The following is a 17,701-nucleotide window of genomic DNA, read 5'->3' on the forward strand; positions in this document are numbered from 1 at the left end:
AATCAGTTATATTGCTTTTTAATCAGAGGTTTGCAATCAACTCTTCGAGTTGTTTCTGAATTCGCACGATGCTTTGCGAAGAGTCGATGATAGCGAATCGATACGGCGCTTCTTCCGCGCGGCGCATGTATTCGGCGCGCGTGCGCTCGAAAAAAGCCGCCGACTCGCTCTCGAAACGATCCGGATCGCGCGCCGCGCTGCGCCGCTCGCTGGCGATGGCCGGCGGCAGGTCGAACAGCACGGTCAAATCGGGCTGGAAACCGCCCTGCACCCAGCGCTCGAGCGCTTCCAGCTTGTCGCGCGGCAAGCCGCGGCCGCCGCCCTGATAGGCGAAAGTGGCGTCGGTGAACCGGTCGGACAACACCCAGTCGCCGCGCGCGAGCGCCGGCTCGATCACCTCGGCCAGATGCTGACGGCGTAGCGCGAACATCAGCAGCGCCTCGGTTTCGAGGTCCATCTTCTGATGCAGCACGATCTCGCGGATCTGCTCGCCGAGCGGCGTGCCGCCCGGCTCGCGCGTCATCACGACCGAGCGGCCGCTCGCCGCGAGCTTCGCCTCGAGCCGTTCGCGGAACCAGCCCAGATGGGTGGTCTTGCCCGCGCCGTCGATGCCTTCAAACGTAATGAATTTGCCGCGCGCCATCATTGCCCTCGAATGTATTTGTCCACGGCCTTGTTGTGTTCGCCGAGGGTGTCAGAAAAGATGCTGCTGCCGTCGCCGCGCGACACGAAGTACAGCGCGCTGCTTTGCGCCGGGTTCATCGCCGCCTGCAACGACGCGACGCTCGGCAGCGAGATCGGCGTTGGCGGCAGGCCCATGCGGGTGTAGGTATTGTAAGGAGTGTCGGTCTGCAGGTCTTTCTTCCTGATGTGGCCGGCGTAGCTGTCGCCCATCCCGTAGATGACCGTCGGGTCGGTCTGCAGCGGCATGCCCGCGCGCAGACGGTTGGCGAACACGGCGGCGACGAGTGCGCGGTCGGACGCCTTGCCGGTTTCCTTTTCGATGATCGACGCCATCGTCAGTGCATCGTACGGGGACTTATACGGCAGGTTCGGCGCGCGCGCGAGCCACGCTTCGTCGAGACGCACACGCATCAGACGGTACGAGCGGCGATAGATGTCGAGATCGCTCGTGCCTTTGTCGAACAGATAGGTATCGGGGAAAAACAGCCCTTCGCCGTTGCCGATCGACGCCTCGGGCGCGCCGATTGCGCTCATCAGATCGGCGTCGCTCATGCCGAGCGTGTCGTGCTTCAGCGCGGGATTCGCGTCGAGCTCGGCGCGCATATGCTTGAAGGTCCAGCCTTCGATCACCGTCGCGACATATTCGTTGACGTCGCCGCGCGCGATTTTCTGCAGTACCTCGTAGGGTGTGATGCCGGTCTTGAACTCGTAATTGCCGGACTTCAGATCGCTTTGCAGCCCGAAGAGCCGCGTCATCGCGATGAACAGCTCGGGCTCGACCGGCACGCCGCCGCGATTGAGCTGCAGCGCGACGCTGCGCAGGCTGCTGTGCGGTTTGACGGTGACGTCGAGTTGCGCCGGGGTCAATTCGAGCGGGCGGGTGGCCCAGTAGTATCCAGCGGCGATGGCCGCCGCGGCCAGCACAACGACGAGCGCGCCGGCGGCGAAACATTTCTTGAAAAGGGTCACGACAAGAAAGAAGTAGCGGTTAGATTGCAACAAACTGATTTTTAACGGAAAAGTCTCGCGCCGGTCAGCATTGAGACTTTGCCACTTTGCAGGCTTTTAGACCCTTTCCGCCCCGTATTGTATAGATGTGGGCACGATACGGGCACAACAGCCAGGTCACCTTCCACGTGGACATTAGTGATGTTTGCCCGGAAAGACTGTGCCTCTCGCTATTGCAACGGGCATTCGTTCATGAGCTCGGCAGCCCAACATCCTGTCTCAATATTTCGCGAGCCGGCGGGATACTGTTTATTCATACAGTATCATGAGCGTGCATCGATCACATCCGATACCCCGACGCTGCAACCGACCGTCCCTGCTACGGCTGCGAGCACTAGGGCGGCTTTGACCTTCAGGCGAGCACGCCGTGTGGGGTAGGAATGGCGGACGCCAGATTCAGGCAATGCCCGAGCGCTGATGCGCGTTCTGGGTGCGAGCGACCGGGGCAGATGACGAACCGGACCGACAATGCGCAGAATCACGGACGCCCAACCCTGCTGACGGGAGGCCGACATCTTGGCGAAGCCAGCAGCTCGATCGTAAGGCCGAACTTCCGCGAACGACCCGTTGCAGACCTTGATCTTCCCTATTAGCGGCCATTCAGGGCTCGATTGGACGAACGCTTGGCCGCTTCCGCCAACGGAAGCGCCGAGAATCGGGGGTGCGGGCGCAAGGTGAAATATACTGTGTCGACGGCCGCCAATACTGGCTTTTGCGGAGCAGGAATGGGTCACGTTTTCAAGATTATCTCGGGAGCTAATGCAGGCAAGGGCATGTATTGCTTCTCGTCGGACCTCTTGGACGGGTGTAGGGTGTTTGCCCACATGGCAGCGTCGGCAGAAGATCCGACTCTGGTCTTGTACGCGAACACGGGGGCAATTTTTTTTGCCGGCTCCTATGTCGAGGCGCGATTGAATGAACTGATCGAGCAAATTTCCTCGCACACAGACAGCAAGTCGCACGTACCGATCGCATTCTGGCGAACACTGAATGACGGGAAAAAGTCTTACAGCACTCGCGATAAATGGAATCTCATTGCATCTGCGAGTGGCGGGCAAGTATGGGATTCGGGTACCGAACCGTTCCAGTCGCTGGACATTTTGACAGCGTTACGCAATGAATTGATCCATTACAAGGGCGAAATCGGAGAGGGAACGAAGCCGCGCCTAAAGAAACTTCAGTATTTGAGCGATCGGTTCAAGGGTCCGGGCAATGATGTTCTCCAGGCGTTGAAAGTCGGGAGCTGGGCGCACGACTTGCTGACGAGCGAAGGCCTTGGGCAGTGGGTGTGCGAAGTCATTGCGCCGGTCGCAAAGGATTTCGACGAACTGCTCTCCGGTAAAAAACCCGAAATAATGAAGGCTTCACCCTCGTTCTCTGGTCTTTCCGGTCTAGAGGGTTTAGGCGATTCTCCCAAAGACCCATAACGCGATGAGTGCTCGTCCCAGTGCTGCGTAGGCCCAAGCGAAATCACGGTCGGTCGGTGGACTGGACAGAAGAGGCATGGGGCACCTTTGCAAGCGCACGCACAGTCTGATCTTCAACGATCTTTGCGACGCCGTCGACTGACCGCTTGTGGCCGACTACTGTCCGACGCGGTCGGCAGAAGCCGACCCGTTGCCGTCACCCGGATCACAGCGCCAGCAGTGGCCGCACTTGAAGTCTATGAGCCGCTCGTCAAAGAAAGTCTTCCCAATAGCGGGGTTTTGGGCCAATTCCGTGACTAGACAAGTGAGGCGAGCATAGACGAGAAGAACTGATAAGCGGCGCGTTAGTCCGGTTATTTTTCGCCGGAACGTACGATTCACACCGTAAGAGCCCCGGTCTCCACTTTCAGGAAGTGGAGGCGTCCGCTTTCGTCGCCCGCGGCGAGGCTCCCTGCGTGGGAGGCAAAAGCCAGAGCACAAATTCCCGCATCTGCGACGAATCCGACGGTCGCCGTCCAGCGCCCGTCACGGATCTGCCAGATCCGGATCGACCTGTCCTCCGATCCCGACGCGAATCGCCCGTCCGCCAGCACCGCAAGCGCGGTTACCCGATCCATGTGTCCTTCGAGCGTCGCCTCGCACGCGCCGCTCGTGAGGTTCCACAGTTTGATCGTCTTGTCCCATGATCCCGATGCGAGCCGCCCGTCGGCCAGCACCGCGAACGAGGATATCCCACTCGTGTGTCCTTCAAGCGTCAACTCACATACCCCGCTCGCCGTGTTCCACAGTCTGATTATCTTGTCCATTGCCCCTGACGCGAGCTTCCCGTCGGCCAGAGTCGCAAGCGCGGTTGTGTGATCCGTGTGCGCAGCAAGTATCGTCTCACGCATGCCGCTCGCCGGGTTCCAAAGATTGATCCAGTCCATCGACCCCGACGCCAGCCGCCCGTCAGTCAGCGCCGCGAGCGGTGTTGGCAAGAAGTCGGGTGCTTCGAGCGTCGCCTCGCACACGCCGCTCGCCGGGTTCCACAGCCGGATCGTTTGGTCAGAGGATCTCGACGCGAGCCGCGTGTCGGGCAGGACCGCTAGTGAATGCACCGACATTGTGTGTCCTTCGAGCGTCGCCTCGCACGCGCCGCTCGCCGGGTTCCATAGCCGGATCGTGTGGTCCCTCGATCCCGAGGCGAGCCGCCCATCAGCCAGCACCGCCAGCGCGGATATTTCCTGGGTGTGTCCCTCGGGCGTCGTTTTGCCTACGCCGTTCGCCAGGTTCCACAACCTGATCGTCTTGTCGTACGAAGCGGACGCAAACCGCCCGTCGGCCAGCACCGCGAGCGCGGATACCGCGTATCCTTCGAGCGTCGTCTCGCACGTCCCGCTCACCAGGTTCCACAGCCTGATCGTGTGGTCATCTCCACCCGACGCGAGCCACCCATCGGGCAGCACTGTGAGCGCGCGTATCGAACTCGTATGTCCTTCGAGCGTCGCCTCGCATGCGCCGCTGGCCAGGTTCCATAGCCTGATCGTGGTATCCCTCGATCCCGACGCGAGCCGACCGTCGGCCAGCAGCGCGAGGGCAAATACCTGATCCGTGTGCCCTTCAAGCGTTGCTTGGCACACGCCAATCGCCGGATTCCACAGCCGGATCGTGCCGTCCGCCGCCCCGGACGCGAGCCGCCCGTCGACCAGCAGCGCGAGGGCGAATACCTGATCCGTGTGCCCTTCGAGCGTCGCCTCGCATGCGCCGCTGGCCAGATTCCATAGCCTGATCGTGGTGTCCCTCGATCCCGACGCGAGCCGACCGTCGGCCAGCACAGCGAGCGCATTCACCGAACTCGTGTGTCCTTCGAGCGTCGCCTGACACACACCGCTCGCCGGGTTCCATAGCTTGATCGTCCAGTCATCCGCCCCCGACGCGAGCCACCCATCGGGCAGCACCGCGAGCGCGCTTATCGAATTCGAATGTCCTTCGAGTCTCGCCTCACACGTGCCTTTTGCGGGCTGCCACAGCCTAATCGTTTCGTCAAATGATCCCGACGCAAGTCGCCCGTCGTCCAGCAGCGCGAGTGCGGACACTGCCGCCCTATGTCCCGCGAGCGTGCGGTCCAGCGCTTCGTCCGAATGAAGGCTGTCGGTGAGAGGCCGCAAGCCCCCCGTATGCGCGAGTTGACCAGCGGCCTGCGCACATAATCTCTGGAACTCCGGCTCGGCCCGAGGCTGCAGGCGGCCAAGAACCTGCGACGCCAGCAGGTCGGCCCCCTCCCAATCGTTAGCGTCGTGTCCGATAACGTGGGCGCCTCGTCGAAGCGCGCGCTCCAGTGATCTGATCGCGGGTGTCCCGTCCACGTTCGCAAAATCCATCAGCAGCTCGTCCATCCCCGCCGCGCGCAGGCAGGCGTCAAGCCAGCGGAAATCGAACAGCAGCCTGGCGAAATGGACCTCGCGCTCCGGCGCGCTTAGGTACGTCGCAAGATGACGCGCCAGATACGCCGATTCATGTGCGCGGTCCGAGGCAAGCTCGCGCCGCGCCCAGTCCGCGATGAGCCTGTCCACGGCGTGAAGATCCACCGAAAACCGGTCTGCACGCGGAAAGCCGTCCTCGTTCTCCTCACTGAGCCACTGCGCCACTGAGAGATGATCGAAGGCGTAGCGCTTCGCGCGTATGCGCAGGAAGTCCTCCAGCCGCTTGAGCACCTTGGTGACCTGCGTCTCGGGCGTGCAGAGAATGGCCGCGAGTTCGACCCGCGACAACGGCTCGCGCTGAACACAGAGCACCCCCAGCAGCGCGCCGACAGGCCCATAGTCTTCGCTTTCCGGAAAGCGCCGCTCGAAGGCGTCCAGATAGAAAGCGTCCATGCCGGGCGGCAGGTCATTGAGCCGATCCAACATGAGATCGCCAGACTCGACGTCGTTGAGCACCCTCACGGCGTATAGGAACTTCCCACCGCTCTGCCTAGCGTCCGACAGGAACGCCGCGGTCTCGCTTGCACTTTTGTTCCCTTCTTCAAAAATCGGCGCGAGCTTCGTGCCGGCGCAGCGTCCGGCGACGTAGTCACGGATGTCGTCGAGGTTGCGGTCATCCTCACCGTCCAGTGTCGCGCACCGGAACGCGTTCTGGAGCGGCTGCAGGACGTCCCGTCGCCTGCGGCTCGTGGCGAGAATTCTCAGCCAGGCGGGCAGATGGTTTGCATGGTTCGCCAGCAGGCGCACGATCGTGGTCCGACTGCTGCTCGATGCCATCCAGAAGTCAAGCGCCTCGTCCAGCGCGTCCACGAGCAACGCCTGGGGCGCATTTGGCGGATTGATGGCGTGTAGCGGGCCAACGACTGCGCGCTCGAAAGCACTCCCCGGATCCACTTGCACCTCTTCAAGCAAGCGACGCGCGTCAGGATCGGCGTCAACTGCCGACCGGTAATCTGGCAGGGACGCCGCGAGTTGAGCGGCAACGTTCTTGACAAACGTCGCCGGATCGAGCGTCGCTCTCACGTAATGATTGCAAAAGTGAAAGGCCGGGATCTGCAGGCCGAGAGGGTTGGCCGTGAGCTCGGCCATGAAGGCCGACTTGCCAACGCCGTAGTCGGCACAGACCAGCAGCGCCTGGGCGCCGTCACTGTCGGCGTACCATCGGCGAACCTCGTCGAACAGCCAGGTGCGCCCGGTGAAGCCGCGGCGCTTTTCGGCAATGTAGCCCGAAAAATCCAAGGGCCTCGGCCAGTTCCACGACGCCGGCGGCGCCTCCGGATAGTGATGGTGGTGGATTTCGACAGACGCCGTGGCGCCAGGACCAAACGCCTGCGCGTTGCCATCGCCGTGTATGTACTGTCGCCCGACGTCCTGCGCTTCGCCCTCCGAATGATGCGCGGCCACGTTCAATGCAGTTAGCGCCTGCAGCACGAGACTCGCGAGGTGATGGGGATCGCTGAACCGGCTGACGCCATGCCGGTCCTCGACCTCCGCGCGAAACGCCAGCAGATCGCGTGCGTCCTCTCCCGTGTCGACCAGCTTCGGGCTCCAGAGGTGCTCATCATCCACTGTGAAGACCAGGCGCAGCTTCTCGCAAGCTGCCTCGTACTCGAGCTGCGTGATCGACTTTCGCGCCGGATTGCCGTGCCTTGGCCGGAAACCGTACCGGTGAGCCAAGACGAGCACAAAGACGTCCGCCCGCTGGACATCGGCCAAACATCTATCGAGCGGCCGTTCGTCGAACGCGGGGTATTTCTCCATGCACTCGACGTCGTACTGGGCTTTCTCCAGTGCCGACTTCAAGGCGGCGCGATGTTCCTTCAGATCGGTGAAGGTCGAGGAGACGTAGATGAGTGGTTTGCGCGCCATTTTTTTCCCATCACCGGCTACCGGTCAATACACCCGGCCATCAAAAGGCGTGCACGGACGATGAGTGCACGGCCGGACTCGCGACAACGCGTCACGGTAGCGGCGACGTCTGGCTATCACTATAGGACGCGAAGGACGGTGAAGCTTTCGCGAGGATGGCCTGGATCACACGCAGTACGCCGTGGACATCTGCCCACGGCACGTTCTCACGTTTGGGTTCCAGCGGCTGATTCCACCTTCAGGAAGTGGACGCGGCCGCTTTCGTCGCCTGCCGCGAGCACCCTCGCGCGCGCCGCGAAGGCCAGCGTCCGGATACCGGCGTCAGCGACGAACCGGACCGCGCTCGTCCAGCGTCCGTTGTTTTGGTGCTGCCAGACTCGGATTGTCCTGTCCCACGACCCCGACGCGAGCCGTCCGTCGGCCAGCACCGCGAGCGCGGATACCGTGCCCCTGTGTCCGTCGAGCGTCGCCTCGCACACGCCACTCGCCGGGTGCCACAGCCTGATGGTATGGTCTGCCGATCCCGACGCGAGCCGCCCGTCAGCCAGCGCTGCGAGCGCGAACACTGCGTCCGAATGTCCTTCGAGGGTCGCCTCGCACGCGCCGCTCCTCGGGTTCCACAACCTGATCGTATTGTCTAATGACGCCGACGCGAGCTGCCCGTCGGCCAGCACCGCGAGTGTGGACACCTGATTCGTATGTCCTTCGAGCGTCGCCTCGCACACGTCGCTCGCCGGGTTCCACAGCCTGACCGTATTGTCCCCCGACCCAAACGCGAGCCGCCCGTCGGCCAGCACTGCGAGCGCGAATACCGGACCCGGATGTCCTTCAAGCGTCGCCTCGCACGCGCCGCTCGCCGGGTTCCACAGTCTGATTGTAGAGTCCCACGCCCCCGACGCGAGCTGCCCGTCGGCCAGCACCGCGAGCGCGGACACCTGGTTCGTATGTCCTTCGAGCGTCGCCTCGCACACGCCGCTCGCCGGGTTCCACAGCCTGACCTTGTGGTCGTGTGACCCCGACGCGAGCCGCCCGTCGGCCAGCACCGTGAGCGCGAATATCGCGTCGGTGTGTCCCTCGGGCATCCCGTCACCCACGCCGCGCGCCGGGTTCCACAGCTTGATAGTGTGGTCCCCTGATCCCGACGCGAGCCTCCCGTCGGCCAGCACCGCTAGCGCGTCTACCGTGCTCGTGTGTCCTTCGAGCGTCGCCTCGCACATGCCGCCCGCCAGATTCCATACCTTGATCGTCTTGTCAGCACCGGCCGAGGCGAGCCGCTCATCGGCCAGCAACGCAAGCGCGGATACCGCGTGTCCCACGAGCGGTGCCTCGCACACGCCGCTCGTGAGATTCCACAGCCTGATCCTGAAGTCCCACGCCCCCGACGCGAGCCGCCCGTCGGCCAGCACCGCGAGCGTCGATACCCAAAAGGTATGGTCGAGCATCGCCTCGCACGTGCCGCCCGCCGGGTTCCAGAGCCTGATAGTGCAGTCCCACGCCCCCGACGCGAGCCGCCCGTCGGCCAGCACCGCGAGCGCCGATACCGATTTCGCGTGTCCTTCAAGCGTCGCCTCGCACACGCCGCTCGCCGGATGCCATAGCCTGATCGTATTGTCCCCCGACCCCGACGCGAGCCGCCCGTCGGCCAGCACCGCGAGCGCGGATACCGGACCTGCATGGCCTTCAAGCGTCGCCTCGCACGCGCCGCCCGCCGGGTTCCACAGCCTGATCGTGTGGTCCGACGACCCCGACGCGAGCCGCCCGTCGGCCAGCACCGCGAGCGCGGATACCCCGCTCGTGTGTCCTTCGAGCGTTGCCTCGCACGCGCCGCTCGCCGGGTTCCATAGCCTGATCGTGTGGTCCCACGCCCCCGAGGCGAGCCGCCCGTCGGCCAGTACCGCAAGCGCTGATACGGGACCCGTGTGTCCTTCGAGCGTACGGTGCAACGATTCGGCCGACCGAAGGCTGTCGGTCAGCGGCCGCAATCCCGCGTTGCGCGCGAGGTACTCTGCCGCCTGTGCGCACAGAGCATGGATCTCTGGCCCCGTCTGCGACTGCAGTCGACCGAGAATCTGCGATGCCAGCAAATCGGCTCCAAACCAGTCAATACCGTCGTGTCCGAGAACGTGGGCGCTACGTCCGAGCGAGCGCTGCAGTGCCTTAAGCGCGGGTGTCCCGTCCACGTCCGCGAAATCCGTGAGCAACGCGTTGACTCCAGCTGCACGCAGCCGCGCATCGAGCCAGCGGAAGTCGACGAGCAAGCTGGCGAAATGGTCTTTGCGCTCCGGCAGGCTCAGGTACGCGCCAAGATGCCGCACGAGATACGCCGACTCATGCGCGCGGTCTGCGGCGACTTCGCGCTGCACCCAGTCGGCGATCAGCGCTTCGGCGGCATCCAGATCAACCGAAAACCGGCCTGCTCGAGCAAAACCGTCTTCATTCTCTTCGCTGAGCCATTGCGCGAGGGACAGATGGTCGAAGGCGTAGCGCTTGTCGCGCACACGCAGGAAGTCTTCGAGCCGTCTGAGGAGGGTCCCGACCTGCGCCGCGGGCGTACCCAGGATGGCCGCGAGTTCCGCCCGCGACAGCGGCTCGCGCTGAACACACAGCACGCCCAGCAGCGCGCCGAAAGGCGCATAGTCTTCGCATGCAGGAAAGCGCCGCTCGAAGGTGTCCAGATAGAACCCGTCCATCCCGGGCGGCAGGTCATTCAACCGATCCAGCGATAGCTTGCCAGACTCGACGTCGTTGAGAACCCTCACGGCATACAGGAACTTGCCGCCACTCTGTTTCGCGTCTGACAGGAACGTCGCGATCTCGCTGGCGCGCCGATTGCCTTTTTCGAGCACCCGCGCGAGCGGCGCACGTGCGCAGCGACTGGCGACGTAGTCGCGGATATCGTCAAGGTTGCGGGTATCCTCGCCGTCCAGCGTCGCACACCGGAACGCGCTCAGGATCGGCTGCAGGACTTCCTGTATCCGTCGACTCGTGGAAAACACTCTCAGCCAGGCCGGCAGATGCTTGGCCTGTGCCGCGAGCAGGCGCACGATCGAGGCCGTCGGATGGCTGGTGGCAACAGTGGTCTTGAAGTCCAGCGCCTCGTCCAGCGCGTCCACGAGCAGCACCTGCGTCGCCGCCGGTGCGTTGATCCTGTTGAGGGGGCCGACAACCGCACGCGCGAACGCACTCGCCGGATCCAGTTGTACGTCGTCGAGCCAGCGGCGCGCGTCCGGATCGGCATCGACGGCCGACCGGTAGTCCGGCAATGAGTTGGCAAGCTGGGCAGCGACGCTGAGGACAAACGTCGCCGGATTGAGCGTCGCATGCACATAGTGATCACAAAAGTGATGGGCTGCGATCTGAAGACCGTGAGCATTGTGCGTGAGTTCGGCCATGAAGGCTGACTTGCCGACGCCGAAGTCGGCGCAGATCAGCATCGCCTGTGCGCCGTCATTGTCTCTGTACCATGCGTGCACTTCGTCGAAGAGCCAGTTGCGGCCGGTAAAGCCTGAGCGCTTTTCGGCAAGGTAACCGGCGAAGTCCCACGGTCGCGGCCAGTTCCAGGCCGCCGGCGGCGGCGCCGGATAGTGATGGTGGTGGATCTCGACAGAAGCGCTGGCGCCAGGACCGGACGCCTGCGCGATGCCCTCGCCCTGGGCGGACTGCGAAGCGATGTCCTGCGCGTCGCCTTCCGATCGATGTGCTACGTTCAATGCATTCACCGCCTGCAGCACGAGACTTGAGAGGTGGTGGGGATCGGAGAACCGATTGACGCCATGCCGGTCCTCGACCTCCGCGCGAAACTCCAGCAGATCACGAGCGTCCTCCCCCGTGTCGACCAGTTTCGGGCTCCAGAGATAGTCATCTTCCACAATGAATACCAGGCGCGGCTTACCGGTCTGTCGGCCGGCTTCCTCATACTCGAGCTGCGTGATCGACTTTCGCGCCGGATTGTCGTGCTTTGGCCGAAAGCCGTAGCGGTGCGCCAGCACCAGCACATAGACATCCGCCCGGCGGACATCGGCGAGACATTTATCGAGCGGCCGCTCGTCGAACGCAGGGTATTTTTCCATGCACTCGACGTCGTACTGGGCTTTCTCCAGTGCCGCCTTCAGTGCGGCGCGATGTTCCTTCAGGTCGACGAAGGTCGAGGAGACATAGATGAGCGGTTTGCGCGCCATGTTTTTTCCCGTCACCGACTACCGGTCTATACACCGGCCCATAAACGGCGTGCACGGACGAAGAGTGCACGGCCAGTTTCGCGACAACGCGTCACGGCAGCGGCGGCGTCTGGATATCACTATAGGACCGCGACCCATACTCGCCCCGATTCACTCCGGAAAAGCTCCCGCGGCGGCTTCTACCTTCAGGAAGTGGATGCGGCCGCTTTCGTCGACTGCCGAGAGAACCCCTGCGCACGCCGAATAAGCCAGCGCCTTGATACCAGCGTCAGCGACAAACCCGACCGCTCCCGTCCAGTGTCCATTGCGGAACTGCCAGACCCGGATCGTCCTGTCCAGTGATCCCGATGCGAGTCGCCCGTCGGCCAGCACCTCTAGTGCGGTCACCCCGCCCGAGTGTCCTTCGAGCGTCGCCTCGCACACGCCGCTCGCCGGGTTCCACAGCCGGATCGTGGTGTCCCATGATCCCGACGCCAGCCGCCCGTCGGCCAGCACCACGAGCGCGTCTACCGAAACCGAGTGACCTTCGAGCGTCGCCTCGCACATGCCGCTCGCCGGGTTCCACAGCCTGATCGTGCTGTCTACTGTGAGCAAGACACGTCGAAGCGAAACCGACCAGCCTGCCCGGCCAGACGTCGCCAGCACAATGATCTCCGTCGCGCACCCTTGTGTCATTGCCGTCGCACGACCGGCGCCCGCCGCGCGCACGCTCGCATCCATGATGAAAACACTTGTTGGCGTCGATCCGCGCGCTGCCTTCTGGCTCCCGCCAATTGAGGGCCTGCACCGGCTTGTGCGCATCGAAATTCATCTTATGCGCAAAGTCGCACAATCAATCAGTCGGAAACTTCTGTTTTCGTTGTGGGCATCGGCGATTGCCGCCTTGCAGCAAATTCATCTGAACATTGGTGCGTCAAAACCGTCGGTGCAGACCACGGGCATCGGTCAGGCTGCAAGGAAAGGCTGAGCGAAGCATGACGGCACGTTACGGCCTACAGAAATCTTTCATACACGAAACGCTCAAGCAATTAGGCATCCGCTGGCGACAGGATGTCGCACTGGGCACGCGGATAAACCATTTATAGTGCACTGCACAAGCCCGTGTGATCGGTAGGTGCGATCTGACGGTCGTGTTATAGTGCACTGCACAAATTCCGTCCGATCGGCAAGTGCGATCTGACGACCGCGTCCGGCGTTGCCGGGTTGCGGACAGACATGCCGCTGAAGGTGATTCGACACGCCTGTCAGCTTCGCCCAGTTTCTGTCTACCATCAAAATGAGGTCCCTGTGAAATACCTTCCCCGCATCGCCGCGTCTGGAGCACTCCTGGTCGTCGCTCTCGGTATCGTCACCTTCGCCCAGATCAAGTTCGCGCCGCAATCCGCCGACAACAACCCGGTCGCACGGATCGTCCTGAACGTCGAGTCGCAACTGAACGACTGAGCGACTCCACCGCTGTATGTAGCCCGCGCCCCGCAGGCAAAGAAGAACCCGCCAGGCTCGAAGAGAACCGGCGGGTTTGAGCTGCTGATCTCGGATTCACATACCAGGCGATGGTAACGGAGTTGACGCCTGCTCAGGCTCCTCCAGCGACCAGTCGCCTCCATGTCCACGGCATCCAACACCTTGGGCAGGTCACCAATCGTCAATTCGAGACGCTTCATCGTGGCCTCGTGAGACAGGCAATCTTCCCCTTCGACGTTTCGATCATCAGAAACTTGAAGAGCGTGTCGCCACACTGATCCAGCGCAAGCCCGCCCTCCACGCCTTGCGCAAACTGTCACCGCGCAAACTGAAGGCATGGCCGAATCCAGAATTTGTGCAGCAGCCTCCTGCACAAATTGAAATCTCTTCGGCTTGGTAAACATAGGATTGCGAATTAAACGTCGATCATATCTTTTATGTCAAACGAAACGCTGGCAAGAAAACGGCAGCGTGGGAGAAAGCCACCAGTCTCACGTGGAGCGATAGGCATCCCAGTTCGATTTTGGTATTCGCGTTCCAATGCATTGCTGGACGTTCGCATAAAAGGGCCCGCGATGCGGAGGTCGGCTGATCGCGGGCTGCGTGGACCGTGGCCGATTGCGCTTCAGACGTGGGCGTGCGCGCGGCTGGCTCGGCTTCGGCCTTTGATGGTCTTTCCGGCCGCAACATCGGAATGAGCCTTCGTCGCCGTGAGGACGCCATGCTTCGCGACTGCCGCGGCCTTCTTCGCCGCGACGGGTTTCGCTGCTCTCTTTGTCTTGACCTTCGGCTTCAGATCTTCATCGGGCTTCGTCAGCGTCAGGTGCAGGCCCATCGCAGCAATCACCTTCATGATCGTCGCGAATTCGGCATTGCCCTTGTTGGAAAGCGCCCGGTACAGCGCCTCACGCGCAATCCCCGACTCGCGCGCAAGTGCCGTCATGCCCCGCGCCTTTGCTACGTCGCCAAGTGCCGCCTGAATCTCGACCGGATCGCCGCCCTCAAATGCTTGCGCAAGGTACAGGCGGAAATCAGTCTCGTCCTTCAGGTACTTCGACGCGTCGAACTCCATCAACTCACTTACTTTCATCTCAATCCTCCAACTCTTTCGCGATGGCCTTCGCGCGTTTGATGTCTTCGGACTGCGAGGACTTGTCGCCACCGCACAAGATGATCACAACCACATCGCCGCGCTGCGTGAAATAAATTCGATAGCCCTTGCCTACGTCGATCTTCATCTCCGAAACGCCGCCGCCGACCGCTCGCCAATATCCAAGGTTGCCTAACGCCGCCCGCTTGAGCCGGCCAGTGATCGCCGTTGCAGCTTGGCGATCACGCACGCGGGAAAGCCAAGCGTCGAATTCGGGCGTGATGATCAGCTTTGTCATGTCAATTATTGTAACTCATGGGTTACAATATATCAACAGATCATCCCCACTCTATTATCTTTTGCCTTTAAAGATCACTGAATTTAAAGGATTTTCTTGATGGTGGTAGACCGGATACCGTCAAGTATACCGTCACCAGAGGCGCACTGAAAAAATCGCCCTCACCCGCCCTCTGTTGGAGTATTTTCTACTAATCAAGTACATTCTAGTAGCAAGCGAACGCACAATACCGCATACACTGTTTTGCCGCAATGTAGCCACCACGCCCGCATGCCACCCACGTCCGTGCGAATCCCATCGCTCACGTTCAACTGCCCCGGCGTTGACCAGCCTTCCTTTCCCCGACTCTTGACGCCCCCGATGCCGGCGTTCGGCTCGCCGCGAAAACTACGGCCGGTTCCAAAGTCCAACGGCCATAGCACATCCGGGGTTGCCCGCCGCTTATCGGCCAAACCCTCCGTTTGCATGAGTCCTCGGTCGGACGTTCAGGCGTCAGCTTTGCTAGGTAACCGACCATCGGATTATCAAAGACGAATACTCCTTCATCGGCCAGAGCCGACGGTCGGCGATCAACGGCTGTGCGGCGGCTGAAGGTCGCTTCACTGACATTCGCAAACCCGTGCCGACGACTCTCCCCCCCCTCTATCGACGAATGGGTCTTCCCGACCCCTTTGCTGACATCCGTACTTCGTTCGCCCCACCGTCTCCTCTTGGCTTGCTGCGGTCACTCGAACCCCTCTCCTTTCGCAGAGACTGCTGGTGCTTCAAAACGCGCGGATCACCATCCGCGCGTGGAAGGCGTTGCCTTCGTCGTGGTGTTGGAACAACTATGATCCGCATGTGGCTTACGACAGTGGTGTCACGGTTTGCAGAGGCGCCGCAGGCAGAAGAAAACGGGAGCGGCAATTGTCTTTCAAGTCGTCGCAAACTCTGGAGGCGATTGATCCCTTGGCGGTGACCGGATTGATGAACGGTTTTAACCTGAAGGACATTGATGCCAAGGAAATGCCGGCGCGTGCGCGGCGCACGTGCCATGAAAAAACAGAGCGAGCTGGAGATCAGTGGGGCCCAATCTGGGGCAAAAGAGGCAACCGGCTCGATCGCAACACTCAACAGAGGATCAATGCATTAAAAGCGACAAGTCAACTCGCGGGACAATATGGACCTTGCTGCAATTCAATCCGCCGAAGCCCGCGAGCTAGATCGTCACTCAGAACTTATGCCGGATCGCAATACGTGCCATGAACTGCCGATTCGTCGACGACGGCCCAGCCGTATCAGGATTCGAAGCCACCTCGAGTCCCGAACCCGCCACCGCGCCTGCATCCGCGACCTGCACATACGCGGCCTGCGCATACAGATCGGTACGCTTCGAGAGGTTGTAGTCGGCCATCAGCCCGAACTGATGATATTTCGGCTTGGCGGTGCCGCCCGTCGAGCCGCTGTATGTCATTTCCGTGTAGGTGTACATACCGCCGACGAAAAAAGCTGGCGTGAACTGATACTTGAGGTTCAACTCGTAGTTGTTGAACTTGAGCATCGACGCTGTACCGAGCGCGGTAGCGGGCGCGAGCGCTGCGTACTGCGTGTCGGTCGGATGAGACAGATTGGTGCGCGTATAGACGAAACCGAATGTTGCGGACCCGACCACATAGTTGATCCCGCCTCCCCAGATTTGCTGGCGGTCTGCTGTCCAACTGCCGTCGCCGCTGCCGTTTGGCCCGATCGATACAGCGCCCGAGCCGTTCGCATTGGGATTTAGGATGTCGAGGTAGGCGGCAGCAATCGTCAGCGACCCGTTGCTGTACTGCGCACCCGCACTCACAGCACGATTAAGTGCGAAGTTCGTGTCGTTGCTGAACGCGTACATACCGCCGAACGAGAAGCCGTTGTAGTTGACGCTCGCGTACTTCACCGCGTTGTTCAAGCGGAAGGTGTCGTCGGTGTTGTCGTTGTCGTAGGGGTGCGAGAACATGCCGCCGCCCCAGCTTCCGTTGGCGGTGAGCGAGGCCAGATAGTCTGTCACCGAATCATACTGACGTCCGAGTGTCAGCGTCCCGTAGTCGTTGCTCGATACGCCCACGTATGCCTGACGGCCGAACGCCCGACCCTGCTGACCCAGACGTCCGTTGTTGACGTTGAATCCGGACTCCAGCTTGAAAATCGCCGCCAGGCCGCCGCCCAGATCTTCCGAGCCACGCATTCCCCAGCGGCTGCCTTGCACATCGCCGCTCGACAATGCGTACAGCGGGTGCCCGCCAACGTTGTTTGTATAGTTAAATCCTTCATCGATCAGACCAAAGAGCGTAACGCTGCTCTGGGCGTGTGCGGCGCCAATCGCCATGACAGACAAGCCTGTCGCGAACATCCACTTTTTCACTGAGATCTCCAAAGTTGATACTTCTTTATTAATTAGTAATACTGATCTTATTAAAGGACGTGTCAAACCACGCACCTAGTTGCAAGGCGCACGGGTTACCGCGTTACGGATTTTGCGCGGGGCGCGCAAGGTACGAAAAGCGCCCCGCCTACCGCCAGGAGACGTTAAACCGGCAAGCGATCGCTTTCTTCGGCATCCAGCGAATCGCGCGAATCGGACCTGATACCGCTTTGTGCTTCGGCTTCCTCCCGCTCCTGATCGAGCATTGCGCGGGCCTGGTGTGTAAGCTTTTCGAGAATGCCGGGCAACAATTCACGCTCGGCCCGCGTCAGACAAGACAAGAGCCGCGTATTGCGCTCCTCCGCAATCGGGAACACCTGCAACACGAGTTCCTTGCCTTTCGCAGTCAGCGTGATGACAACGCCGCGGCCGTCTTTGGCGTCCGCTTCCCGTGCGAGCAGACCGCGCTCCTCGAGTCCCCGAACGGTCCGACTGGCAAGACCGCGATCGAACTGTGCGTGCTCAGCCAGGCGGTTCATTGACATACCGCGCTTGCCGTGCAAAAGCGCGATGCAGCGCCACTCGTTCATCGTCAGGTCGAAGCTGCGCTCATACGCGCTCGACGAACCCTTGGTGTAAATGTTGGTGAGCTGCCGCAACTGAAACGAGACAAGGTCGCGCAAATCGCCAAAAGATCGGCTATCTTGCCCGCTGCTTACTGTCCGGCTATCCGCTGCGTCTCTCACTTTTCGTGCCGTCGTACCCACGTTTTACCTCCAGTCCGTCCGTTTGCTTTGACTTTACAATTTTACATGACACCGTCACGTATTTTAGCAGAAGG

The 17,701-nt window shown here is 61.6% G+C and carries 12 protein-coding genes and 1 pseudogene; 4 read left to right on the forward strand and 9 right to left on the reverse strand.

The window, feature by feature from the left end; genetic code table 11:
- Positions 1 to 22: 22 nt before the first annotated feature.
- Entirely contained in the window at positions 23 to 643 is a 621-nt protein-coding gene (gene tmk, locus L0U84_RS08975; protein WP_233849330.1) for a dTMP kinase, read from the reverse strand.
- Complete coding sequence (mltG, locus tag L0U84_RS08980; protein ID WP_233851984.1) at positions 643 to 1,653, reverse strand: endolytic transglycosylase MltG; 1,011 nt, start codon at positions 1,651 to 1,653, stop codon at positions 643 to 645. Before mltG ends, tmk begins: the two co-directional genes overlap by 1 nt.
- Positions 1,654 to 2,417: 764 nt before the next feature.
- Between mltG and L0U84_RS08985 the strand changes: the two genes are divergently transcribed.
- A complete protein-coding gene (locus tag L0U84_RS08985; RefSeq protein ID WP_233849332.1) occupies positions 2,418 to 3,119 on the forward strand; it encodes a hypothetical protein in 702 nt (233 codons plus the stop codon).
- 377 nt (positions 3,120 to 3,496) lie between these two features.
- Here L0U84_RS08985 and L0U84_RS08990 read toward each other — a convergent pair whose 3' ends face one another.
- The 3 genes from L0U84_RS08990 to L0U84_RS09000 all read right to left on the reverse strand — a co-directional run bounded on the left by L0U84_RS08990 (position 3,497) and on the right by L0U84_RS09000 (position 12,222).
- On the reverse strand, positions 3,497 to 7,450 hold the full coding sequence (locus tag L0U84_RS08990; RefSeq protein ID WP_233849333.1) for a DUF4062 domain-containing protein: 3,954 nt from the start codon (positions 7,448 to 7,450) through the stop codon (positions 3,497 to 3,499).
- Between the two features lie 206 nt (positions 7,451 to 7,656).
- On the reverse strand, positions 7,657 to 11,628 hold the full coding sequence (locus tag L0U84_RS08995) for a DUF4062 domain-containing protein (protein WP_233849334.1): 3,972 nt from the start codon (positions 11,626 to 11,628) through the stop codon (positions 7,657 to 7,659).
- 150 nt (positions 11,629 to 11,778) lie between these two features.
- Positions 11,779 to 12,222, reverse strand: coding sequence for a hypothetical protein (locus L0U84_RS09000; protein WP_233849335.1), 444 nt, complete (start codon positions 12,220 to 12,222; stop codon positions 11,779 to 11,781).
- 52 nt (positions 12,223 to 12,274) lie between these two features.
- On the opposite strand from L0U84_RS09000, the gene L0U84_RS09005 reads away from it, so the two are divergent.
- Complete coding sequence (locus L0U84_RS09005) at positions 12,275 to 12,595, forward strand: hypothetical protein (protein ID WP_233849336.1); 321 nt, start codon at positions 12,275 to 12,277, stop codon at positions 12,593 to 12,595.
- A 320-nt stretch (positions 12,596 to 12,915) separates the two neighbouring features.
- The gene (locus L0U84_RS09010; RefSeq protein WP_161950067.1) at positions 12,916 to 13,071 is read left to right on the forward strand and encodes a hypothetical protein; all 156 of its coding nucleotides are present in this window, start codon (positions 12,916 to 12,918) and stop codon (positions 13,069 to 13,071) included.
- Between the two features lie 775 nt (positions 13,072 to 13,846).
- Here the strand turns inward: L0U84_RS09010 and L0U84_RS43985 are convergent.
- Together L0U84_RS43985 and L0U84_RS09020 are read right to left on the reverse strand one after the other, a co-directional pair.
- A pseudogene (locus tag L0U84_RS43985) lies at positions 13,847 to 14,182 on the reverse strand (addiction module antidote protein); the annotation flags it as partial.
- A gap of 1 nt (position 14,183) precedes the next feature.
- Complete coding sequence (locus L0U84_RS09020; RefSeq protein WP_233849338.1) at positions 14,184 to 14,480, reverse strand: type II toxin-antitoxin system RelE/ParE family toxin; 297 nt, start codon at positions 14,478 to 14,480, stop codon at positions 14,184 to 14,186.
- A gap of 759 nt (positions 14,481 to 15,239) precedes the next feature.
- Here L0U84_RS09020 and L0U84_RS09025 point away from each other — a divergent pair.
- A complete protein-coding gene (locus tag L0U84_RS09025) occupies positions 15,240 to 15,725 on the forward strand; it encodes a hypothetical protein (RefSeq protein ID WP_233849339.1) in 486 nt (161 codons plus the stop codon).
- Here L0U84_RS09025 and L0U84_RS09030 read toward each other — a convergent pair.
- On the reverse strand, positions 15,691 to 16,893 hold the full coding sequence (locus L0U84_RS09030) for a porin (RefSeq protein WP_442794029.1): 1,203 nt from the start codon (positions 16,891 to 16,893) through the stop codon (positions 15,691 to 15,693). The genes L0U84_RS09025 and L0U84_RS09030 overlap by 35 nt on opposite strands.
- 131 nt (positions 16,894 to 17,024) lie before the next feature.
- The gene (locus L0U84_RS09035) at positions 17,025 to 17,627 is read right to left on the reverse strand and encodes a MarR family winged helix-turn-helix transcriptional regulator (protein ID WP_233849341.1); all 603 of its coding nucleotides are present in this window, start codon (positions 17,625 to 17,627) and stop codon (positions 17,025 to 17,027) included.
- Positions 17,628 to 17,701: the final 74 nt, after the last annotated feature.

The organism is Paraburkholderia sp. HD33-4 (genome assembly GCF_021390635.1).
Classification (GTDB): domain Bacteria; phylum Pseudomonadota; class Gammaproteobacteria; order Burkholderiales; family Burkholderiaceae; genus Paraburkholderia.